Raw genomic sequence first — 21,509 nt, 5'->3', positions numbered from 1 at the left:
GGAGGGCGTCAGGGCGCCCCGGGCAGCGACTCGCAGGCGATGCGGTCGTTGTCGCCGTCCAGGCGGGCGACGTCGCCGTAGTGGGGGAAGTACTTCAGGAACCAGGCCTGCGCCGCGGACCAGGTGGAGAAGTCCGCGCAGTCCTTGTCCGCGGGGCGCGCGGGGCCGATCCGCACCGCGGCGCTCGCCCGCGCCACCGTCGTGTACCCGGCCCTGCGCCCCGTGACGACGACGGAGATGGCGGCGCCCGCGTCCGCGGTGCGCACCGTGTACGTCCGTCCCGTCGCCCCGCTGATCGCCGCGCCGTTGCGGCGCCACTGGTACGACAGCGCGACGGACGAGGGCTTCCACGCCCCGGGCGCAGCCGTGAGCACCTTGCCGGGCAGGCGCGTCCCGGTGATCTTCGGGGTCGGGGTGGCGGTCAGGAGCCGATCGACGGAGCGGCCGGCGCTGGTCCTCGCGACCGGTGTGTAGCCGGACCGCGTACCGCGCACGCTCACGGTGACCGACGCTCCCGCGTCGGCCTTCGTCAGGACGTAGGTGCGGGACGTCGCCCCCGCGATCGCCGCGCCGTTGCGACGCCACTGGTAGGTGAGCGTCACGGGTGAGGGCCGCCAGGCGCCGGCGGAGGCGGTCAGCCGGCTGCCGACGCGCCCGGCGCCGGAGATCGTCGGCACGGGCGTCGCGGTCAGCAGCCGCTCGGCGCGGCGCGCGGCGCTCGTCCGCGCGACCGGGGTGTAGCCGGTGCGGGAGCCGCGCACCTGCACGGTGATCACGGCACCGGCGTCGGCCGTGACGAGGCGGTAGGTGCGGGCGGTCGCGCCGGGGATCGCGGCACCGTCACGACGCCACTGGTACGCGAGCGTCACGGGTGCGGGCTTCCAGCTGCCGGCCGTGGCGGTGAGCGTCGAGCCCACCCGGGCCGTGCCGGAGACCGTCGGCACGGGCGTCGCCGTGAGCAGGCGCTCCACGGAGCGGGTGGCGGACGCCACGCTCGTGGCGCCTGCCGCGGTGCCCCGGACCTCGACCTTCAGGGTCCTGCCCGCGTCGGCCGTGACGACCTTGTACGTGGGGCCGGTGGCGCCGGCGATGGCCTTGCCGTCCCGCAGCCACCGGTACGCGAACGTCACTCCCCCGGGCAGCCAGCTGCCGGGGACGGCGGTGAGCGTGGAGCCGACGCGCGCGGTGCCCGTGATCGTCGGCGCGCCGGGGACCGGCGTGGAGTACCGCAGCGTGACGGTGCCGAGGGTCTGCTCCGGTGCGACGTTGCCGAGCAGGTCGGCCGGCGCGGGCAGCCTCGCCGTCCACGTGCCGGCAGCCGCCCCCCGGGGCACCGCGAGGGCCGCCGTCCACGTCCCCTCCTGCACGTCGCCGGAGGTCAGCGACGCCTGCGCCTCGACCGGGTCGCCCGTCGGGGGCGTGAGGCGCACCGTGGGCACGTCGACCCCGGCCGGGTCGTGCAGGACGAACGACGCCGTGACGGTGACCGTGCCGAGGCGCAGGTCGCCCCCGGCCGACGCGGTCACCACGGGGCCGGACAGGACGGGAGCCTGCACGTCGGGGACCACGCGCACCACGTCGACCGCGCCGACGGTCGAGGCGGGCAGGGTGGTGCCCAGGACGTCGGCGGCGGTGACGACCACGTCCCAGGAGCCGACCGCGGCGTCCTGCGGCACGACGACCTCGGCGACGTGGGTGCCGTCCGTCGCCGACCCGGCGGCGAGGACCGCGTCGACGGGGCCGAGGACCGCGTCCTGCGACGGTCCGGCCAGCGCGACCTGCACCGGTCCGGCGACGCCCGAGGCGTCGGCGACCTGGAGCGTGACCTCGACCGTGCCGGGCCCTTCGGTGACGTCGACGACGGCGGGTGCGACGTCGACCAGCGCGACGACGGGCGGGTCGACGTCCGGCTCGTCCGCCCGGGCGGCGCCGGCGGGCACGAGCCCGACGAGGACGAGGACGACGGCCAGCGCCGGCGTCAGCCAGGCGCGCGAACGGTGCTCCACCACGGTCCCCCCAAGGACTCGGGACGCGCACGGCGCGCGCCCCGGTCGCACGCTAGCGGCGGCGCGGCCCGGGCGAGGAGGAACGGGCGACCCGGCTGCGCCTCCGAGCCGTGTTTCACCCGCCCGGCCGCGCGGGCCCGCGGGGAGGGGTCAGTGCGCCGTGCGGTGCCGCAGCCGGTGGACCTGGTGCACGACCAGCACGACGACGGCGCCCACGAGGACGCCGACGAGCGCGGAGGCCGCGGTACCCACGAGCCAGGAGAGGAAGCCGCCGACGCCCGCGACGCCGTGCACGGCCTCCTCGAGGTGGTGCACGAGCTCGTAGGGCGCGTGCCAGCCGAGCTCGTCGACGCCGACCAGCAGGATGTGCCCGCCGACCCACAGCATCGCGACGATCCCGACGGTGGAGAGCACGCTGAGCACCTTCGGCATGGCGGTGACCAGGCCGCGACCCGCGGAGGCCACGGCACCGTTGCGGGTCTGGGCGAGCCGCAGGCCGATGTCGTCCATCTTCACGATGAGGGCGACGACGCCGTAGACGAGCGCGGTGATCGCGAGCGCGACGACCACGAGGATGAGCGTGCGGGACAGGAACGGCTCGTCGGCGACCTCGTTGAGCGCGATGACCATGATCTCGGCCGACAGGATGAAGTCGGTGCGGATCGCGCTCGTGACCATCTTCTGCTCGGTCTCCGGGCCCTGCGCGGCGGCAGGGAGCTCCTGCCCGGCACCCTCGGCACCGGCCTTCCCGTGGCCGCCGCCGACCGCCTCCCACAGCTTCTCGGCGCCCTCGAACGCGAGGTACGTGCCGCCGACCATGAGGATGGGCGTGAGCAGCCACGGCACGAACTGGCTGAGCAGCAGCGCGGCCGGGAGGATGAACAGCAGCTTGTTGCGCAGCGAGCCGCGGGCGATGCGCCAGACGACGGGCAGCTCGCGGTCGGCGGTGAAGCCGTGCACGTAGCGCGGGGTCACCGCGGTGTCGTCGATGACCACGCCGGCCGCCTTGACACTGGCCCGGCCCGCGGCCGCGCCGACGTCGTCGACCGAGGCCGCCGCGAGCTTCGCGAACACCGCGATGTCGTCCAGGAGCGCCGCGAGACCGCCTGCCATGTGCCACCTTCGTCCGTGCCGTGGGCTCCGGGACGCCCGCTGCGCCCGACCACCCGGGGCAAGGGTAGGCCGCGCGGACGCCGCGCGACGGCTGCGCCCCCACCCCCGCTGCCGGCGTCCCGGGTCCCGGCGGCACCGACGCAGCGGTCCCGGTGCGCCGTCGACGGGTGGTGCCCGCGGCGCGGTGCGTCGATGCTCGGCGCATGAGCACCACGTACCGGTACGACGTCCGGATCGAGCACCTGCTGGTCTCCCCCGAGCACGCGTACTTCGGCCGCCCGCGTGACGGTGCCGCCGCGGTCGTGACGCACGACGCGCCGCGGGCCGAGGTCGTGGCCGGCATGGGACTCGTGGGTGACCGGTTCTTCGGCAAGGCCGCGCACATGGACGCCGCGGTCACGCTGATCGCCGCGGAGGCCCTCGACGCCGTGGCGGCGGAGCTGGGCGTGAAGGCGTTCGACCCGCTGCTCGCCCGCCGCAACGTGGTGCTGCGGGGCGCCGAGCTGGCCCCGCTGCTGGGCGAGGAGCTGGTGCTGGAGTCCGGCGGGGACGCCGTCCGCCTGCGCGCCGGCCGCCCGGCCCACCCGTGCGCGTGGATGGACCGCGTGCTGGCCCCGGGCGCGCACGCGGCGCTGCGCGGGCGCGGCGGGCTGCGCTGCCGCCCCCTGACCGACGGCGTCCTGCACGCCGGCCCCGCCACGCTGGTCAGCCCGGTGCCCCTGAACGCAACCCGCGCGGGGGACGCGGTCCGGCGCCCGCCCTCCCGGCTGCCGTAGCGGCGCGACCACGGCAGCGGCGCGGGGCGGCTTGTCGGGGCGGGAACATCCGGCGTACCGTAGTAGTTGTACGTTCAACTACCCGATACCGTCCGAGCCTCGGAGGCCGCCGTGACCACCACCCCCGCCGCACCCGCGGTCGACGAGCGCGTCCTGCACCCCGCCACGTCCATGGACGCCGTCACCCTGCGCGTCGGCGACCTCGAGCGCATGTCCGGCTACTACGCCGCCGCCTTCGCGCTCGAACCCCTCGAGGAGCGCACCCGCGGGCGCGAGGTCCACCGCGTCCTCGGCCGCGGCACCACCCCGATGGTCCGCCTCGTGCACACCCCGGACCTGCCCGGCGTCGACCCCCGCCAGGCCGGCCTGTTCCACACCGCGTTCCTCTTCGACGACGCCCCGAGCCTGGCCGCGACCGTGCTGCGCGCCGCCCAGGACCAGCGCGGCACCTTCGTCGGCTCCAGCGACCACGGCGTGTCCGAGGCGTTCTACTTCACCGACCCCGAGGGCAACGGCGTCGAGCTCTACACCGACCGCCCCCGCGAGCAGTGGCAGATCGAGCGCGGGCAGATCCTCATGCGCACCGCGTGGCTCGACCCCAACGCCTACCTGCGCTCCCACCTGACGGACGACGCCGTCGAGGCCGGACCGGCGCTCGCGGGCCGCGTCGGCCACGTGCACCTGCAGGTCGGCGACCTCGCCGTCGCCCGCGCGTTCTACGTCGACACCCTCGGCTTCGAGGCCACGCTCACCGAGTACCCCGGGGCGCTGTTCGCCTCCGCGGGCGGCTACCACCACCACCTGGCCATGAACACGTGGAACTCCGGCGGCGCCGGGCCCCGCGCCGCCAGCCTCGGGCTCGGCGACGTCGCCGTGACGGTGCCGACGCGGGACGACGTCACCGCGCTCGCGGCCCGCCTGCGCGCGGCGGCGCTGCCGTTCTCGGACGACGGCCGCTCGCTCGTCGTGCACGACCCGTGGGGCACGCAGGTCACCGTGTCCGTGCCCGGCACGTCCACCGAGGAGCTCCTCGCCCGATGAGCACGCTCACCGCCCTGCGCTCGGCGCCGCCGTCCCGCACCGGCTCCCCCACGGTCCTGCTCCTGCACGGCTACGGCTCGCACGAGGGCGACCTCGCCGGGCTCGGGCCGGCCGTGGCGGACTTGCCGTGGGCGTCGCTGCGCGCCCCGCTCGCCCTCCCGCACGGCGGGCACGCCTGGTTCGCGATCACGACGCCCGGCTCCCCGGACCCCGCACCCGTCGAGCAGGCGACGGCCGCGGTCTGGGCGTGGGTCGACGCGGAGCTGGGGCCGGACGCGACGGTGGTGCCCGTCGGGTTCTCGCAGGGCGGGCTCCTGGCCACCCAGCTGCTGCGCACCCGCCCCGGGCGCGTCGCGGCGACGGTCGTGCTGGGCGGCTTCGTCCTCGGGGCCCCGCAGCCCGCGGACGGCACGCTCGCCGCCACGCGACCGCCCGCGTTCTGGGGCCGGGGCGCCGACGACCGGGTGATCGCCGCGCACGCGATCACCCGCACGCAGGAGTGGCTCCCCGCGCACACCACCCTGGAGGCCAGGGTGTACGACGGCCTCGCGCACGGCGTGCACGCCGCCGAGGTCGCCGACGTCCGCGCCTTCCTCACGAGGACGGTGCCCTCAGCCTCCTGACCGACCCGTCCGGGTCGGCGCGCCCGGACAGGTGACCGGCGGAGGGTCGGACCTCCGCCGGCGACGGGTGCGCCACGACCTCAGGGGCGCCCCTGGCCGCGGTAGGCGACTCCCTCGACCATCACGCGGCAGTCCGCGTCCCAGAACTGCGTCGTCGCCGTCATCCGCGCCGGAAAGCCGTCGGCCGGGAAGTGCTCGACGAAGGCGTGCTCCATGGCCGGCAGGTCCGCGACGTCCGCGAGCCAGACCTGCACCTTGACCAGGTCGTGCAGGTGCGCCCCGCACTGCTCCAGGGTCGCGCCGACCTGCCGGAGAGCGTCGTGCAGCTGCGCGTCGAACGTCTCGCCGAAGCCGCGGTGCAGCCCCAGGAAGACGAGGTCGCCGGCCGCCACGGCGGCCGAGTAGCTGTGCGGGGTCGGGATCCTCAGGACGTCGGGCACGGCAGCACGCTCGCTCTCGCAGGGGCGGGACGACCGCCCCGCAGGGTCGCCCCGGCCGGGCCGACGCCCGACCGTACGGCCGCCCACCCACAGCGCGGCGCACGGCCTCGCCGGAGCCTGTCCGACGAGGCCGTGCCCTGCGACGCCGACCCGGCGCCCTGCGGACGTCAGCTCGCGAGGAAGGCCAGGAGCGCCTCGTTGACCTCGGCCGCGTGGGTGGTGAGCAGCCCGTGCGGGGCACCCTCGACCTCGACGTACCGGGCGCCCGGCAGCGCCTGGGCGAAGCGCCGGCCGGTGGCGTCGATCGGCAGGATGCGGTCGGCGGTGCCGTGCAGGATCAGCGCCGGCACGTCCACGGCCGCGATGTCGGCCCGGAAGTCGGTCGGCCAGGTCAGCGGGGCCGCCGCCGACGCGACGGCGCCGGACCGCGACGCCAGGTCCCACGCGTGCCGGACGGCCTCCTCGCTGATCCGCGAGCCGAGCGTCTCGTCGAGGTTGAAGAAGTCCTGGTAGAAGCCGGTGAAGTAGGCGTACCGGTCGGCACGCACGGTGTCCGCGACGCCCTGGAAGAACGCGGGCGGCGCCGCACCCTCGGGGTTGTCGTCGGTGATCGCCAGGTACGGCTCCAGCGAGGCGAGGAACGCGGCCTTGGCGATGCGCGCCGATCCGTACGTGGACAGGTACCGCGCGACCTCGCCGGTGCCCATCGAGAAGCCGACCAGCGTGACGTCGCGCAGGTCGAGGGTCTCGAGGACGGTGTTCAGGTCGGCCGCGAAGGTGTCGTAGTCGTACCCGACCGACGGCTGGCTCGACTGCCCGAACCCGCGCCGGTCGTACGTGATCACGCGGTAGCCGGCGTCGAGCAGCGCGGCCTCCTGCGCCTCCCACGAGCTGCCGTCCAGCGGGAACCCGTGGATGAGCAGCACCGGCGCGCCGGTGCCGCGGTCCGTGTAGTGCAGCTCGATGTCGACCGAGTTCTCCGTGCCGACCGTGATGCGTCCCATGGTCCTGGTCCTCTCCCGACAAGGCGGAGAACGGTCGTTCTCTGCCGATGTCGACTACAGTAGAGAACGTTGGTTCTCCCCGCAAGGGGGTGGCGTCAGGACGATGTCCACACCGACGCCGGACGAAGGGACGACGCCATGACGGACGCAGCAGCCGACCCCCGCGCACGGGTGCTGGAGGCCGCCGACGCGCTCTTCTACGCCCGGGGCGTCCAGGCCGTCGGCATGGACGAGGTCCGCGGGGCCGCGGGTGTCTCCCTCAAGCGCCTCTACCAGGAGTTCCCCGGCAAGGAGCAGCTCGTGCTCGCCGTGCTCGACGCGCGGCACGAGTTCTGGGAGCAGGGCGTCGCGCGCGCCGCCGCCTCCGCCACCACCCCGCGCGAGCGGCTGCTGTCGGTGTTCGACTTCCTCGAGGACTGGTTCGCCGGCGACGACTTCCGCGGCTGCGGGTTCATCAACACCTTCGGCGAGATGGGCGCCCAGTCCCCTGCCGTCGCGGAGGCGGCCCGCGCCCACAAGCTCGCGTTCCGCGCCTACGTGCAGGACCTCACCGTCCAGGCCGGAGGTGACGCCCGCCTCGGCGCGCAGATCGCCCTCCTCGTCGAGGGCGCCCAGACGACGGCCGCCTTCACCGGCACCACCGAGCCCGCCGCCGAGGCCCGCGACGCCGCGACGACCCTCCTCGACGCCGCGACCCACGGGTAGCCGACGACCGCGTCGGCGGCGCGCACGAGGAGCGCGCAGGCCTCGCGAGGCATGACAACGACGAAGGCCCGGACCTGATGGTCCGGGCCTTCGTCATCTTGTAGCGGGGGCAGGATTTGAACCTGCGACCTCTGGGTTATGAGCCCAGCGAGCTACCGAGCTGCTCCACCCCGCGTCGGTGAATAGAACTCTACGTCAGTTGCTCCTGGTGTCCAAATCGAGGTCGGAGGCCTGCGCGCGGGCACCGAGCGGGGCGGCGGGCGGTGCGTCGACGGCGGGCGCGACGGCGGCGGGGACCGGCGCGATCGGCTCGTTCGAGCCTCTGACCTGCTGCGCGACCAGGATCCCGAGCACCACGAGCACGCCCCCGACGGGCTCGTACCAGTGCAGCCGCTCCCCGAGGACGAGCATCCCGAGCACCACCCCGACCACCGGCGTGAGGTAGGTCACCGTCGACGCGCGCTGGGCACCCCAGGCCTGGACGACCCGGGTGTTCCACACGTACGCCGCTCCGGTGCCGAGCGCACCGAGGGCGACCATCGAGCCGACCACGGCCCAGTCGAGGTCCACCGGGCCCCGCGCCACCACGGGTGCGGCCAGCAGCATCACGACGGCCGCGACGGCCACCTGACCGGCGGCGATGGTCTCGGCCGGCAGCCCGAGCGGGCCGACGAAGCGGCGCAGGTACGTCAGGCCGACGCCGTAGCAGGCGGTCGCCCCCAGGCAGGCCAGCACCGCGGGCAGGGGCGCCGCGAGCGCCCCCTCGCCGAGGTACGTCCAGGGGCCGACGATGACGACCACGCCGACACCGCCGACGAGCAGGCCCAGGCGCTGGCGGGCGGCGAGCCGCTCCGTGGGCAGCAGCAGGCCGGCGGCGAGGGCGGTCATCAACGGCGTCGTGGCGTTGAGGATGCTCGACAGCCCGGAGGCCAGGTGCTGCCCGGCCCACGAGAACGCGAGGAACGGCAGCACGCACAGCACCACGCCGAGCACCGCCAGGTGGCCCCACGTGCGACGGTCCCGCGGCCACGCCCGACGCTGGACGGCCATGACGACCCCGAGCGCGAGGGCACCGAGCACGACGCGGGCCGTGGCGACCTGCGTCGGCGAGAGGCCCTCGAGGCCGACCTTCATGAAGAGGAACGACGCACCCCAGACGAGGGCGGCGGCGAGGAAGTACGCCCAGGTGCGGCGCTCCGAGGTCGGCATGGGCCCACGGTGCACCCTGGCGCGGGCATGAATCAAACGAATCCTGCTCATGCCCGGATAGATTCTGCTCATGCCCACCCTCGCCCAGCTGCGGATCCTCGTCGCGGTCGTCGACCGCGGCACCTTCACCGACGCCGCAGCGGCGCTGCACGTGAGCCAGTCGGCCGTCTCGCACGCCGTGGCGGCGCTCGAGCGGGAGGCCGGCGGGCGCCTGGTCGAGCGGGAGTCGCCCGCACGGCCGACGGCGCTCGGCGCACGGGTGCTGCCGCACGCCCGGGCTGCGCTGGCCTCCGCGGACGCCTTCGTCGCCGAGACCGCCGCCGGCCGCGTGGCCGGCACCGTGCGCCTGGGCGCCGTGCCCACCGTCTGCCAGGGATTGCTGCCGCAGCTCCTGCACCACTGGGCCCAGCAGCTGCCCGACGTGCAGGTGCGCGTGTTCGAGGGCGACGACGAAGAGCTGCCGCAGTGGCTCGCCAACGGCGTGGTCGACGCGGCGGTCCTCGTGGACCCCGACCCGATACCCGCCGGGGGGCTGGTCGTCGCGCGCGACGACTTCCGGGCCCTGCTGCGGCGCGACCACCCGCTGGCCGGCGAGCCGTACGTCGACCTCGCCGACCTGCAGGACGACGGCATCCTGTCCTCGCCGAGCGGGTGCGAGCCGCAGATCGCGCGGATCCACGCGGCCGCGGGCCTGCCGTGGGCGCCGGCGCAGCACGTGCGCGAGCTCGGCACCGTGATCCGGATGGTCGCCGAGGGCATCGGCGTCTCGCTCATGCCGAGCCTGGGGCAGGCCATGCTGCCTGCGGAGGTCGTCATGCGGCCCCTCGTGCCGCAGGCGGTGCGGACGCTCGTGCTCACGGGCCCCACGCAGCGGCCGTGGCACCCGCTCGTGCACGCGATCGTCGACGCGGCCCCGGCCGACCCTCGCGACGCCCGGGCCGACCTGCCCGCACCCGTCCCGCTGGCCGACGCCCTCGCGGGGTAGGCCTCGGCGGCGGGGTGCGCCGGGCCGGGCACCCCGCGGGCCCTCCCCGGTCGGCCCCGCTCGGGGCGGTGTCTACCGGGGCCAGCCGCGGTGGACGCGACGACGCCCGCCCCGGTGGACCGGGGCGGGCGTCGGGCCGTGCGAGTCGTCAGTCGTCGAGGCGACCCTCGGCGGCCAGGGCCTCGGCGATGGCCGCGTCGAGCCGGTCCTGCGCCTCGCCGTACGCGGCGAAGTCGCCGTCGGCCAGGGCCGCCTGCCCGTCCTCGATCGCCTGCTGGGCGTCGGCGAGGGCCTCGTCGAGCGCCGTGCGCGCGTCGGTGACGACGCCCGAGCCCGGGCTGGGCTCGGCGGTCGGCTCCGCCGTGGGCTCGGCCGTCGGCTCCGCCGTCGCGCCGTCCGTGGGCTCCTCGGTCGGCGGGGTCCCGGACTCGCCCTCGGTGCCCGCGTCGCCGGCCTCCGCACCGGAGTCACCGCCGAACACCTGGTCGAGCGCCCCGTCGAGGGTCTCGGCGAAGCCGATCTCGTCGCCGAACGACACGAGCACGCGCTGCAGCAGCGGGTACGTGGTGCCGCTGGACGCCTGCACGTACACGGGCTGCACGTACAGCAGGCCGCCGCCGACGGGCAGCGTCAGCAGGTTCCCGCGCCGCACCAGGGAGTCGCCGCGGGCCAGGATGTTCAGCTCGTTCGACACCGTCGGGTCGGCGGTGAAGTTCGACGCCGCCTGGCCGGGCCCGGGCACCGTGGAGTCGCGGGAGAGCTCCAGCAGCCGCAGCGTGCCGTAGCTCTCCGACACCTGGCCCGGCGTGTCGCCCGCCTCCGCGTCGACCGCGAGGTAGCCGGTGAGCACGTTGCGCGCGTTCGCCCCGGACGGGATGAACGTCGACATCAACGAGAACCGGGCCTCGTCCGCGCCGGGCATCTGCAGCGTCAGGTAGTACGGCGGCTGCGGGACCTCGGTGCTGGTGACCGTCGGGTCGTACGGGTTGGCCCAGAAGTCGTTGCCGGAGAAGAACTGCGCCGCGTCGGTCACGTGGTACTGGTTCAGCAGGTTCCGCTGGACCTTGAACAGGTCCTCGGGATAGCGCAGGTGGCTCATGAGCTCGCCGCTGATCTCGCTCATCGGCTGCAGCGACGTCGGGAAGACCTCCTGCCAGGCCGCGAGGACCGGGTCCTGCGTGTCCCACGCGTACAGGTCCACGGACCCGTCGTAGGCGTCGACCGTGGCCTTCACGGAGTTGCGGATGTAGTTCACCTGCTTGGGCAGCAGGGTCTGCACCGTCGCCGACGTCTCCGTGAGCGAGTCGGTCGTCGCCTCCTCCAGCGAACGCAGCGCGGCGTACGGGTACTGGTCGGACGTGGTGTAGCCGTCGATGACCCACTTGACCCGCCCGTCGACGACCGCCGGGTACACGCGCCCGTCGAGGTCGAGGTACGGCGCGATCTTGGCCACGCGCTCGCGCGGGTCACGGTCGTACAGGATCTGCGAGTCGGGCGTCACCCGGTCGGAGAAGAGGATCTGCTCGTCGCCGAACTTCAGGGCGTACAGCAGCTTGCTGAAGGGGTCGTCGATCTCCGGGCCCGCGCTGACGTCCTGCGTCGGGAACCGGTACGGCACCGAGCCCGTGCCGGTCTCGTCGTCCGGGTAGTCGAACTCCCAGCCGTCGGTCCCCTCGGGCCCGCCGACGATCGAGTACTCCGGCGACGACTGGCCGAAGTAGATGCGCGGCTCGTAGTCGCCCATCTCACCGGTGGACGGGATGCCGCCCTCCCAGAACTCGGGCGCACCCCGGGCACCGCGGGTGTTGCCGTACGCGGCCACCACCCCGAACCCGTGCGTGTACACCGTGGTGTCGTTCGTCCAGTTGCGCTGGGCGTCGTTCAGGCCCGCGAGGTCGAGCTCGCGGACGGCGATGACGGTGTCGCGGCTCTCGCCGTCGATCTCGTACCGGTCGACCGACAGCGACTCCGGGAAGTCGTAGAAGCCACGGATCTGCTGCAGCTGCTTGAACGACGGCGACACGATCGTCGGGTCGAGCAGACGGATCGACGCCGTCGTCTCGGCGTCCTCGCGCAGCGCGCCCGGCTCCGCGGTCACCGACGCGTCGTACTCCTCGACCTGCACGTCCTCGAGGTCGTACGCCGCCAGGGTCGCGTCGATGTTGCGCTGGATGTAGTCGCTCTCGGCGTCCTGCTGGTTCGGCTGCACCTGGAAGCGCTGCACGATCGCGGGGTACACGCCGCCGACGACGATCGCCGCCACGACCATGAGGCCCACGCCGATGGCCGGGAGCCTCCAGTTGCCCGTGATCGCGGTCGCGACGAACGCGCCGGCGACGACCAGCGCGGCGACCGCGAGGATCGCCCGGGACGGGACGACCGCGTTGATGTCGGTGAACCCGGCACCCTGCCAGCGGTTGTCCCCGCTCTGCTGCTTGGTGAGGATCGAGTACCGGTCGAGCCAGTAGTTGGCCGCCATGAGCACCAGCACGGCCGCACCGAGCACCGACAGGTGCACCCGCGCGGCCCGCGTGGTCCGCGGCGTGCCCGAGCCGCCGCCGATCCGCACCCCGCCGTACAGGTAGTGCGTCGCGACCGCCGTGATGGCCGACAGCACCGTCACCGCCATGAGGAACGACACCACGAACCGCAGGCCGGGCAGCGTGAACAGGAAGAAGCCGAGGTCCATGCCGTACTCGGGGTCGACCTCGCCGACCTGGCCGCCGTGGATCCACAGCTGCACCGTCGTCCACTGCTGCGACGCGGCACCGCCGGCGAACAGCCCGAGGACCACCGGGCCGACGATCAGCACCAGACGGCGCAGCGGCTCGATGGCCTCGCGGTACTGGTCGAGGCTGGCCTGCTCCTGCGTCGTCGGCGCGTACACCGGGCGGGAGCGGTAGGCGAAGCTCAGGCTGAAGCCGACGGCGCCGGCCATGAGCGCGAAGCCCGCGACGAACAGCAGGCCGCGGGTCGCCCACTCGGTGCGCAGGACCTCGACGAAGCCGAGCTGGTCGAACCACATGACCTCGGTCCAGACCTGCGCGAGGACGAGCACGGCGACCACGATCACGCCGAGCGTGACGAGCGTGGGCACGAGCACGCCACGACGCCGGCCGGCGACCGGGCGGGGGCGGGGGGGTGAGGCGGAGGTCACGGTGCAGAGGTCCTCGTCGTCGGGGCGGGTCGGGCCTGGGGATGTCGTGCGGTGGAACGCACAGCGTGGGCCTCAGGTTCCCACACGGTGCGACGATGGGCCCGTGAGCAGCACCGCACCCGACCAGCCCTCCCCCGCCCGCACCCCGCAGGCACGCGCCGGCCACGCCCTCGCCGACGCGGTCCGCGAGGTCGAGCACCACGTGGCCGCCGCCGGCTGGGACGCACCCGTCCGGGTCTTCGCGCTCGTGCGCACGCAGGCGGCGCTCGCCGCCGAGCCCGGCCTGGCCGACCAGCTGACCCCCGACGTGCTGGCGGCCGCGCGGGCCGACGACTGGCACCTGACGTCCGTCGAGCAGGAGGGCCTGCCGGCCGCCGACGACCTCGAGCAGCTCCTCGCCGCCCTGTCGTGGCCCGACGCCGTGGACGGGGTCGCCGTGACCGTCGAGCGTGTCGTGCTGCCGCCCGAGGCCGAGGAGGCGCTGCCCGCCGACCCCGCGGCGGCGCTGGAGCAGCTCCTCGCGCACCCGCAGCGGCAGGACGTCCGTCTCGCCGTGGGCGCCCTGCGCGACGGCACGTCCTGGTGCGCGCTGCGCACCCGGGCGCACGACACCGACGACGCGGTCGCCCAGGGCGCGGACCTCGTCCCGGGCCTGGTCGCGGCCGTCCGCGCGACGCTCGACTGACACCGCGGGCAGCGGCCCGTCAGGTGCCCGCCGGTCAGCCGGCGGTGCAGGTCGGCAGGTCGTCCGCCGTCCCCGCGCCGATCGCCACGACGGCCTCACGGGCCTCGTGCAGCGTCTGCACGCTGACCACCCGCAGGCCGTCCGGCACGTGGTCGACGACCTCCGCGCAGTTGTCCGCCGGTGCGAGGAACCACGCCGCCCCGTCGCGCTGCGCGCCCGCGAGCTTCTGCCGGATCCCGCCGATCGGCCCCACCGCCCCGGACACGTCCATCGTGCCCGTGCCCGCGATGACCTCGCCGCCCGCCTCGTCCTCCGGGGTGAGCAGGTCGACGATCCCGAGGGCGAACATCGTGCCGGCGCTGGGGCCGCCGATGCCGTCGATGTTGATCGTCACGTCCACCGGCATGTCGAACTGCGGGTCGATGAACACGCCGATCTGCGCGCCACCGTCCTCGCGCTCCCCCGTCACGACCTCGACGTCGCGCGCCTGCCCCTCGCGCTGCACCGTCAGCGTCACCGTGTCCCCGGGCGTCACGTCCGCGAGCGCCCCGATGAGCGTCTGGTAGTCGGGCAGGTCCACGCCGTCCATCTGCGTGAGGACGTCCGCCTCCTCCAGCAGGCCCTGCGCACCCGAGCCCTCGACGGTCCCGGCGACCACGAGCGTCGCGGGGACGTCGTAGCCGAGCTCGGTCAGCGCCGCGACCGTGGCGTTCTCTTGCGAGGACACCATCTCCTCGGTGTTGGTCTCGTCGATCTCGTCCTGCGTGGTCGCCGGCGGGTAGACCTGCTCGCGGGGCAGCACGACGCTCGTCGACGACACCCAGCCACGCAGCGTGTCCAGCACGCTGGAGGGGTAGCCGGGGCCGCCCGTGCTGCTGATCGTGGTCAGCCGCAGCTCGCCCGTCGACGGGTACGTGGTCGCACCGTCGACCGCGATCAGGGGCGTGCCGTCGACCTCGCCGAGGACGTCCCGCGTGGGGCCGGGGCTCGTCACCGCGTAGGGGGCGGGGACCACCACCAGCACGGCCGCGAGCGCGGACGTCACGAGCATGCCCAGCGAGAGGATGACCGCGCGCGGCGTCACCCGGGGGGCCTCCTCGGGCGGGTCGGCCTGCGACGCGGCGGGGTGCGGCACGGGTCCGTCCTGGGTGTGGTCGTCGAGCACCCCCCGATCATCCCCCACGCCGCTGTGCGGTCCGTGCGCACCAGCGGGTCGCTGCGCCGTGAGCGAACCGGGCAGCCCGCGCGGGGGTGCGGCCCACGGCGGCTGGTTACCGTGAGGTCCGCAGCCGTCACCGATCCCGGGAGGCCCCGCATGAGCCCCGACGTCCCCGCCCCGAGCGGTCCGCACCAGGACGGCCCGCAGCCGTGGGAGGAGATGCTGCGCGCCGTGCTCGGCCCCGCCGCCGACGACGCGATCCGTGAGATGCGCGAGCGCGGCATGGACCCCGCCGCGATGGCCGCCGCCTCGGGCCTGCCGTCGGACCCGGCGCTGCTGGCCCAGGTGGTCTCGCAGGTGCAGCGCATGTTCGCCGCGTCCGGCGACGAGCCCGTGAACTGGCAGATGGCGCACGACCTGGCCCGCCAGCAGGCCGCGCAGGGCGGGGACCCGTCGTTGTCGCCCGCGCGCCGCCGCGAGGTCCTCGACGCGCTGTCCGTGGCCGAGCTGTGGCTGGACGCGGCGACGTCGCTGCCCCCGTCGGGCGGGACCCCGCACGCGTGGAGCCGCGCCGAGTGGGTCGAGGCGACGCTGCCCACGTGGCGGGCCCTGACCGAGCCGGTGGCGTCGTCGCTGTCGACCGCCCTCGCGCAGGCCCTCGGCCGGGCCGCCGGCGAGGACGGCCTGCTCGGCGGGCTGCCCGACGGCGGCGGCTCGCCCCTCGGCGACCCGCAGCGCCTGCTGCGCGGGCTGGGCTCGGCGGTCTTCGGCCTGCAGGTCGGGCAGGCGGCCGGGACACTCGCACGCGAGGTCTTCGGCACCACGGACATCGGCCTGCCGCTGCTGGAGAAGCCCGCGCCGGCCCTCGTCGCCGGCAACGTCGACGCGTTCGCCGAGGGCCTGGACGCCCCGCCCGAGGAGGTCCGGCTGTACCTCGCGCTGCGCGAGGTCGCCGCGACCCGCCTGTTCGCGCACGTGCCCTGGGTCCGCGCCCACCTGCTCGACGCCGTCGAGCAGTACGCCCGGGGCATCACCGTCGACGTCGACCAGCTCGAGGAGGCCGTCGGCGCGATCGACCCCACCGACCAGGCCGCGCTCCAGCAGGCGCTGTCCGGCGGGGTGTTCGCGCCGCAGACCACGCCCGAGCAGCAGGCGGCCCTCGCGCGGCTGGAGACGGCGCTCGCGCTCGTCGAGGGCTGGGTCGACGAGGTCGCGACCCGGGCCGCGCTGCCGCACCTGCCGCACGCGGTCCCGCTGCAGGAGATGGTGCGGCGCCGGCGTGCCGCGGGCGGGCCAGCCGAGCAGACGTTCGCGAGCCTCGTGGGCCTGGAGCTGCGGCCCCGGCGGCTGCGCGACGCGGCCGCCGTGTGGGCGCACCTGACGACCACGCGCGGCGTCGACGGCCGGGACGCGGTGTGGGCGCACCCCGACCTCGTGCCCGCCGCGGAGGACCTCGACGACCCCGCCGGCTACGACGCGCGGCGGGCGGCGGCCGTGGAGGGGTCGGCGGACCTGGACCGTGCGCTCGCGGAGATCCTCGGCGACGAGGACGGTCCCGCACCGGCCTGACGCGGGCGCCCGACGCCGCCCGGGCCCGCGAGCGGGCCGCTCGGGCGGCGTCAGGCGTCGACGTCGTCCTCGTCGTCGCCCGGCGGCTCGTCGGCGCCGTCCGGCGACGGACGTGGCCCGCGGTCCTGGGCGTAGCCGTACCCCTCGAGGAAGCCGCGGGCGCGCCCGGTGTGCGGGTACGTGGCCAGCTCGGCCCAGAAGTCGGGGCCGTGCCCGGGCACGAGCAGGTGCACGAGCTCGTGCAGCAGCACGTAGTCCAGGACCCAGCGGGGCATGCCCCGCACGCGGTCGGAGATGCGGATCGTGCCGTCGGTGGGGGTGCACGACCCCCAGCGGCGCCCCTGGTTGCTCGACCAGCGCACGCTCGTCGGGACGGCCCGCCCGCCGAGGTACCGCCGGGACAGGTCCGTCGCCCGCGACGCGAGCTGGGCGTCGGACGGGCGACGGCGACCCTCCTGCGCCGCGAGCCGGGCGACCATGCGCCCCACCCACTCGCGCTCCTGGCTGCGGGTGAACCCCGCGGGGATCGCGACGACGGTGACGTCGCCCTCCCGCCACGCGCTGACGGTGCGGGACCTGCGCCGCGACCGGCGGACCTCGACCGGCGCGTCCGGGCCGCGCGCGTGCGCGCCCGTGCGGGGCGGCTCCTCGGGGACCGGCACCCCTGCACGCTAGCGCCGACCGCCGACGGCGGCGTCGACCACCCCCGGCGCGGCGCACGACGGGCGTGGCCGGGCCGGCGGCGAGGAGTGCGGGCGGCGGGCGGGCGGGCGCTGTGGACGGCGGGCGACGGGACGCGTGCCGACCTGCGACAGTGCCCGCCGTGCGGACGAGGACGGTACGGCTGCGGCCGGGTGTGCAGGTGCTGCCCCGCGGAGCGGACGAGGTGCAGGTCGGCCTCGACCCCCGCTGGGCGGTCCGCGTCGACGGGCTCGACCCGGACGAGGTGCGGCTGTGGTGCGGGGTCGGGCCCGGCACCGACCTCGACGCGCTCGCCCGCGGCGCCGGCGCGCGGGCGGCCCGCGTCCGGCAGACCGTCGCCGATCTCGCGGCGGCGGGCCTGACCCGGCCCGACCCCGCGCCGGGCACCGCGGTGCACGGCCCGGCGTCCGCGGACGCCGACGCGTGGTCCCTGCTCACCGCCGACGGGGACGGCGAGCGGCAGGTCCTCGCCCGGTCGCGGGCCGTCGTGGGGGTCGTCGGCCTCGGCGCCACCGGGATGGCCGTGGCGACGCACCTGGCGACGGCCGGCGTCGGCACCCTCCTGCTGGACGACGACTCCCCCGTCGGCTCGGTCGACGTGGCGGGCGGGGCGCACCGGTGGGCCGACGTGGGGGTGCCGCGCGCGACCGCGGCGCGGCGGGCCCTGCAGGACGCCGCACCGGGTGTGCGCGTCGACGTCGACGCCGCGCCCGACGTCGTGGTGGTCGTCGAGCACGACGCGGCCGACCCGGCGCGGGCCACGCTGCTCATGGCGCACGGGCTCGCGCACCTGTCGGTGGTGGTGCGCGCCGCGGACACCACCGTCGGACCGTTCGTGCGCCCCGGGCTCGACCCGTGCCTGCACTGCCTCGACCTGCACCGTGCCGACATCGACCCCGCCTGGCCGACGGTGCTGGCCCGCCTCACCGCGGGCGGCGCCGGCACCGGTGCGGCGGGTCGCCGCGGCGGCGAGGTCGGCGTCGTCGCCGGTGCGAGCGCCGCGCTGGCCGCGGCGCAGGTCCTCGTGCACGTCGACGGCGCTGTCCCGTCCCTCACCGGTGCGACGGTGCAGCTCGCGCTGCCCGACGTCGTCGGCCGCGTCCGCGACTGGCCGGCCCACCCCGACTGCGGGTGCTCCCGGCTGCCGGGTCCGCCGGGCCCCTGATCCACCGGCGCCGTCAGCCCCCCGGGCTGCGGTACGACGCACGACGCCGGGCCCCGCGAGCGCGGGACCCGGCGTCCGGTGGTGGTGGGTGGTGGGTGCGGCAGGGCGTCCGGCGTGCACGGCGGCGTCCCGTCAGGCCGCGGCCGCGTCCTTGCGCGGACGGCCCCGGCCCCGCTTCGTCGGCACGACCACGCCGCCGACGAAGACCTGGCCGCCCCAGACCCCCCACGGCTCGGCCCGCTCGACGGCGCCGGCGAGGCAGCCCTCGACCAGCGGGCAGCCGCGGCACAGCGCCTTGGCGCGCTCGACCTCGGCCTGCCGCTCGGCGAACCAGAGCTCGGGGTCGTTCGACCGGCACGGCACGAGGTCGGCGACCATGCGGTCGAACTGCTCGCGGTCCTCCGTGACCGTGGTACCGGCCCAGGTGCTGGTCGCGCCCGGGGTCGTGGTGTCGGGCAGCGTCGTGAGCTGCACGATGTCCTCCTGGTGTCCTCGCTGATGAGCTGTGGTGCGTCGGTGACGGACCGACGTGCCCTCTCGCCGGCGAGGTGCCGGAGGAACGAGAAAGGCCGCGGGTCCGAGAAGGACTCCGCGGCCTGAACGCCTCAGTGGGTGAGGCCTAGGGAGTCCTGCGTGGAAGATCGGTGCCGAGCTGCTTCGGGGTGCCCGTCCGGCGCTCGACGTGGCCGGCGGTGGACACACTGCGCCCCTGGAACGAGGTCCCGGTGGGCGCGAGGGTGCGCAGACGCACGGCGGTCACGGCGGCGTAGCCGGTCATCGTGATGCTCTCCATGTCGTGCACACCTCCCTCCGGGTCGGGCACCGTCCCCCAGGACGGCACCGCTCGATCAGCGACGGGTTCACCGTAGGACGCCGCGCGCGAACGCGACAAGCGAATAACGAGAAAGTTCTCGACGAGTTTCTGCGGACCCGCCGACCGCCCCGGACATCGCCGGAGGACTGCCGCATCGCGGACGTCAGGGCTGGCCGGCGGACCCCGCCCCGTCCTGGGAGGTCACCACGGCGAGGAGCGCCGCACCCACGTCCGCCAGACGCGTCTGCCCCAGGCCGGGCACCTGCCGCAGCTCGGCCGGGCTCGACGGCCGCAGCGCCGCGACGTCGGTGATCATGCCGTCGGTCAGCACGCGCGACGGCGGGACGCCGCGCTCGCGCGCCACCTCCTCGCGCCAGCGGCGCAGCCGCTCCACGAGCGCGCGGTCGACGTCGCCGTCCGCGGTGCCGCGCCGTTCGTCCACGTCCTGCCCCCACAGCCGGTCCAGGAACGGGGTGCGCCGGCGCGACGCGCGCGAGCCCGGCGTGCGGGCCCCGGCGTAGGACAGCTCCAGGTGCCGGCGGGCGCGGGTCACGCCGACGTAGAGCAGGCGCCGCTCCTCGGCCACCGCCGCGTCGGTCTGCGCCAGCGAGATGGGCAGCAGCCCGTCCGAGAGGCCGACGAGGAACACCGCGTCCCACTCCAGCCCCTTCGCCGCGTGCAGCGACGCGAGGGTGACCCCCTCGACGGTGGGCGCGTGCTGGGCGGCCGCGCGCTCGTCGAGCTCGGCCACGAGGTCCGCGAGCGACGCACCGCCGTCGGCCGGCACGAGGGTCCGCCCGGCGCCGAGGTCCAGCACGTCCTCGCCCGGTGCGGCGCCCGGCGTCCGGGCCGCGGCGAGGTCGTCCGCGAGCGTGACCAGCGCGTGCATCGCGTCCCACCGTTCGCGCGCCGCACCGCGCGACGCCGGGGGCGTCGGCGCCCAGCCGACGCTCGTCAGCACGTCGCGCACCGTCTGCCCCAGGGGCGTGCCCGGGTCAGCCGACCGGGCGCCGCCGCGCAGCAGCACCAGCGCGTCCCGCACGTCGCGACGTGCGAAGAACCGCTCGCCGCCCCGCACCTGGTACCCCACGTCGGCGCTCGCGAAGGCCTGCTCGAACGCCTCGGCCTGCACGTTCGTCCGGTACAGCACGGCGATCTCGCTGGGCCGGACCCCCGACGCGACGAGCCGTGCCGCGCGCGCCGCGACGCCCGCCGCCTCCGCCTCGTCGTGGTCGTAGGCCGTCCACCGCACGCGCGGGCCGTCGGGCTGCTGGGCCACCAGGTGCAGCGGCGTGGGGTCCGCCGGCCGGCGGGTGGCCGTGAGCAGGCGGTTCGCCAGGGCCACGACCTGCGGCGTCGAGCGGTAGTCGCGGACCAGCTTGATCTGGGCCGCGCCGGGGTACCGCTTGCGGAACGTCAGCAGGTGGTGCGGGGACGCGCCCGCGAACGAGTAGATGGTCTGGCTCGGGTCGCCGACGACGCACAGCTCGCGCCGCCCGCCGAGCCACTGCTCGAGCAGGTGCTGCTGGAGCGGGCTCACGTCCTGGTACTCGTCGACGACGAAGTGCCGGTACTGGCCGCGGACCTCCTCGGCGACCTCCGGACGCTGCCCCAGCATCGCGGCGAGCAGCAGCAGCACGTCCTCGAAGTCGACGACGCCGCGCTCGGTCTTCACGTCCTCGTACGCCGTGATGAGCCGGGCCACCGCGTGCGCGTCGTGCCCCGCCGGCGCCGGGCGCATCACCGCGGCCGCGGCCGCCGGGTAGTCGTCGGCCGTCACGAGCGAGACCTTCGACCACTCGATCTCACCGGCCAGGTCGCGCACGGCGACCCGGTCCACCGGCAGCCCCACGCGCCGCCCCGCCTCGGCCACCAGCACCGACTTCTGCTCGACGATGCGCGGTGCAGACCCGCCGACGACGCGCGGCCAGAAGTGGCCGAGCTGGCGCAGCGCCGCCGCGTGGAAGGTCCGCGCCTGCACGCCCGCGACGCCCAGGTCGCGCAGCCGCACCCGCATCTCGCCCGCGGCACGTGCCGTGAACGTCACCGCCAGCACCGACGCCGGGCGGTACACCCCCGTGCGGACGCCGTAGGCGATGCGGTGCGTGATCGCGCGGGTCTTGCCCGTGCCGGCCCCCGCGAGGACGCAGACGGGACCGGTCAGGGTGCTCGCGACCTGACGCTGCTCGGGGTCGAGGGCGTCGAGAAGGGCGTCGGCGGAGGCGTGGACGGGCATCGTCGACCAGTCTCGCAGCCGCACCGCCGCACCCGTGCACCGTCCACAGGCGGTGCCCCCGGGGGGAACACACGGCCGCCCCCGGGCGTTGACGCGGCCGGGAGCCCCGCACCGGGGCCG

At 75.8% G+C, this 21,509-nt stretch carries 19 protein-coding genes and 1 tRNA gene; 8 read left to right on the top strand and 12 right to left on the bottom strand.

All coding sequences use genetic code 11. The annotated features are described in order from the left end of the window. Window positions 1-8 precede the first annotated feature (8 nt). A complete protein-coding gene (locus FBY24_RS19545) occupies window positions 9-2,006 on the bottom strand; it encodes an excalibur calcium-binding domain-containing protein (protein WP_160158508.1) in 1,998 nt (665 codons plus the stop codon). A gap of 150 nt (window positions 2,007-2,156) precedes the next feature. Then, entirely contained in the window at window positions 2,157-3,119 is a 963-nt protein-coding gene (locus FBY24_RS13140) for a DUF808 domain-containing protein (RefSeq protein ID WP_142161209.1), read from the bottom strand. Window positions 3,120-3,322: 203 nt separating this feature from the next. Between FBY24_RS13140 and FBY24_RS13135 the strand changes: the two genes are divergently transcribed. The 3 genes from FBY24_RS13135 to FBY24_RS13125 all read left to right on the top strand — a co-directional run bounded on the left by FBY24_RS13135 (window position 3,323) and on the right by FBY24_RS13125 (window position 5,559). Next, window positions 3,323-3,895, top strand: coding sequence for an MOSC domain-containing protein (locus tag FBY24_RS13135; protein ID WP_142161207.1), 573 nt, complete (start codon window positions 3,323-3,325; stop codon window positions 3,893-3,895). A 171-nt stretch (window positions 3,896-4,066) separates the two neighbouring features. Then, entirely contained in the window at window positions 4,067-4,936 is an 870-nt protein-coding gene (locus tag FBY24_RS13130; RefSeq protein ID WP_142163529.1) for a VOC family protein, read from the top strand. Then, complete coding sequence (locus tag FBY24_RS13125; RefSeq protein ID WP_142161205.1) at window positions 4,933-5,559, top strand: alpha/beta hydrolase; 627 nt, start codon at window positions 4,933-4,935, stop codon at window positions 5,557-5,559. Before FBY24_RS13130 ends, FBY24_RS13125 begins: the two co-directional genes overlap by 4 nt. An 80-nt stretch (window positions 5,560-5,639) precedes the next feature. On the opposite strand, the gene FBY24_RS13120 is transcribed toward FBY24_RS13125, so the two are convergent. Together FBY24_RS13120 and FBY24_RS13115 are read right to left on the bottom strand one after the other, a co-directional pair. Beyond that, a complete protein-coding gene (locus tag FBY24_RS13120) occupies window positions 5,640-5,999 on the bottom strand; it encodes a RidA family protein (protein ID WP_142161203.1) in 360 nt (119 codons plus the stop codon). Window positions 6,000-6,166: 167 nt separating this feature from the next. Next, window positions 6,167-7,003, bottom strand: a complete 837-nt coding sequence (locus tag FBY24_RS13115; RefSeq protein ID WP_142161201.1) for an alpha/beta fold hydrolase — start codon at window positions 7,001-7,003, stop codon at window positions 6,167-6,169. 138 nt (window positions 7,004-7,141) lie between these two features. Here FBY24_RS13115 and FBY24_RS13110 point away from each other — a divergent pair, with 138 nt between their 5' ends. Then, the gene (locus FBY24_RS13110; RefSeq protein WP_142161199.1) at window positions 7,142-7,708 is read left to right on the top strand and encodes a TetR/AcrR family transcriptional regulator; all 567 of its coding nucleotides are present in this window, start codon (window positions 7,142-7,144) and stop codon (window positions 7,706-7,708) included. Between the two features lie 101 nt (window positions 7,709-7,809). Here the strand turns inward: FBY24_RS13110 and FBY24_RS13105 are convergent. Both FBY24_RS13105 and FBY24_RS13100 read right to left on the bottom strand, forming a co-directional pair. Further along, window positions 7,810-7,883 (bottom strand) — tRNA-Met (locus FBY24_RS13105). Window positions 7,884-7,903: 20 nt separating this feature from the next. Further along, window positions 7,904-8,917: a DMT family transporter gene (locus FBY24_RS13100; protein ID WP_142161197.1), complete on the bottom strand. Its 1,014-nt coding sequence runs from the start codon at window positions 8,915-8,917 to the stop codon at window positions 7,904-7,906. Between the two features lie 70 nt (window positions 8,918-8,987). Here FBY24_RS13100 and FBY24_RS13095 point away from each other — a divergent pair, with 70 nt between their 5' ends. Continuing rightward, complete coding sequence (locus FBY24_RS13095; protein WP_142161195.1) at window positions 8,988-9,902, top strand: LysR family transcriptional regulator; 915 nt, start codon at window positions 8,988-8,990, stop codon at window positions 9,900-9,902. A 148-nt stretch (window positions 9,903-10,050) separates the two neighbouring features. Here the strand turns inward: FBY24_RS13095 and FBY24_RS13090 are convergent, their stop codons facing one another. Then, the gene (locus FBY24_RS13090) at window positions 10,051-13,059 is read right to left on the bottom strand and encodes a UPF0182 family protein (RefSeq protein WP_142161193.1); all 3,009 of its coding nucleotides are present in this window, start codon (window positions 13,057-13,059) and stop codon (window positions 10,051-10,053) included. Window positions 13,060-13,162: 103 nt separating this feature from the next. Between FBY24_RS13090 and FBY24_RS13085 the strand changes: the two genes are divergently transcribed. Beyond that, window positions 13,163-13,744, top strand: a complete 582-nt coding sequence (locus FBY24_RS13085; protein ID WP_255432385.1) for a PPA1309 family protein — start codon at window positions 13,163-13,165, stop codon at window positions 13,742-13,744. 34 nt (window positions 13,745-13,778) lie between these two features. Here the strand turns inward: FBY24_RS13085 and FBY24_RS13080 are convergent, their stop codons facing one another. Continuing rightward, window positions 13,779-14,909: a PDZ domain-containing protein gene (locus FBY24_RS13080; protein WP_255432384.1), complete on the bottom strand. Its 1,131-nt coding sequence runs from the start codon at window positions 14,907-14,909 to the stop codon at window positions 13,779-13,781. A gap of 150 nt (window positions 14,910-15,059) precedes the next feature. Here FBY24_RS13080 and FBY24_RS13075 point away from each other — a divergent pair, with 150 nt between their 5' ends. Next, entirely contained in the window at window positions 15,060-16,472 is a 1,413-nt protein-coding gene (locus tag FBY24_RS13075; protein WP_142161191.1) for a zinc-dependent metalloprotease, read from the top strand. Window positions 16,473-16,522: 50 nt separating this feature from the next. Here FBY24_RS13075 and FBY24_RS13070 read toward each other — a convergent pair whose 3' ends face one another. Continuing rightward, entirely contained in the window at window positions 16,523-17,134 is a 612-nt protein-coding gene (locus FBY24_RS13070) for a YgjP-like metallopeptidase domain-containing protein (protein ID WP_142161189.1), read from the bottom strand. Window positions 17,135-17,295: 161 nt separating this feature from the next. Here FBY24_RS13070 and FBY24_RS13065 point away from each other — a divergent pair, with 161 nt between their 5' ends. Next, entirely contained in the window at window positions 17,296-18,339 is a 1,044-nt protein-coding gene (locus FBY24_RS13065; protein ID WP_142161187.1) for a ThiF family adenylyltransferase, read from the top strand. A gap of 132 nt (window positions 18,340-18,471) precedes the next feature. On the opposite strand, the gene FBY24_RS13060 is transcribed toward FBY24_RS13065, so the two are convergent. The 3 genes from FBY24_RS13060 to FBY24_RS13055 form a co-directional block, all read right to left on the bottom strand. Beyond that, window positions 18,472-18,813: a WhiB family transcriptional regulator gene (locus FBY24_RS13060; protein WP_370510989.1), complete on the bottom strand. Its 342-nt coding sequence runs from the start codon at window positions 18,811-18,813 to the stop codon at window positions 18,472-18,474. A gap of 145 nt (window positions 18,814-18,958) precedes the next feature. After that, on the bottom strand, window positions 18,959-19,132 hold the full coding sequence (locus tag FBY24_RS19030; RefSeq protein WP_160158507.1) for a hypothetical protein: 174 nt from the start codon (window positions 19,130-19,132) through the stop codon (window positions 18,959-18,961). 184 nt (window positions 19,133-19,316) lie between these two features. Next, window positions 19,317-21,389 carry an ATP-dependent helicase gene (locus FBY24_RS13055; RefSeq protein ID WP_142161185.1) on the bottom strand — a complete coding sequence of 691 codons (2,073 nt, stop codon included), beginning with the start codon at window positions 21,387-21,389 and terminating at the stop codon, window positions 19,317-19,319. Window positions 21,390-21,509: the final 120 nt, after the last annotated feature.

The sequence above is a fragment of the Cellulomonas sp. SLBN-39 genome, assembly GCF_006715865.1.
Lineage (GTDB): Bacteria > Actinomycetota > Actinomycetes > Actinomycetales > Cellulomonadaceae > Cellulomonas.
This window is presented reverse-complemented; position numbering and strand designations above follow the sequence as displayed.

Bases quoted from the DNA above. Each gene is read 5' to 3' on its own strand.
- FBY24_RS13075 (WP_142161191.1), top strand. From the start codon at position 15,060: ATGAGCCCCGACGTCCCCGCCCCGAGCGGTCCGCACCAGGACGGCCCG.
- FBY24_RS13095 (WP_142161195.1), top strand. From the start codon at position 8,988: ATGCCCACCCTCGCCCAGCTGCGGATCCTCGTCGCGGTCGTCGACCGC.
- FBY24_RS19030 (WP_160158507.1), bottom strand. From the start codon at position 19,132: ATGGAGAGCATCACGATGACCGGCTACGCCGCCGTGACCGCCGTGCGT.
- FBY24_RS13100 (WP_142161197.1), bottom strand. From the start codon at position 8,917: ATGCCGACCTCGGAGCGCCGCACCTGGGCGTACTTCCTCGCCGCCGCC.
- FBY24_RS13135 (WP_142161207.1), top strand. From the start codon at position 3,323: ATGAGCACCACGTACCGGTACGACGTCCGGATCGAGCACCTGCTGGTC.
- FBY24_RS13055 (WP_142161185.1), bottom strand. From the start codon at position 21,389: ATGCCCGTCCACGCCTCCGCCGACGCCCTTCTCGACGCCCTCGACCCC.
- FBY24_RS13115 (WP_142161201.1), bottom strand. From the start codon at position 7,003: ATGGGACGCATCACGGTCGGCACGGAGAACTCGGTCGACATCGAGCTG.
- FBY24_RS13140 (WP_142161209.1), bottom strand. From the start codon at position 3,119: ATGGCAGGCGGTCTCGCGGCGCTCCTGGACGACATCGCGGTGTTCGCG.
- FBY24_RS13110 (WP_142161199.1), top strand. From the start codon at position 7,142: ATGACGGACGCAGCAGCCGACCCCCGCGCACGGGTGCTGGAGGCCGCC.
- FBY24_RS13125 (WP_142161205.1), top strand. From the start codon at position 4,933: ATGAGCACGCTCACCGCCCTGCGCTCGGCGCCGCCGTCCCGCACCGGC.
- FBY24_RS13130 (WP_142163529.1), top strand. From the start codon at position 4,067: ATGGACGCCGTCACCCTGCGCGTCGGCGACCTCGAGCGCATGTCCGGC.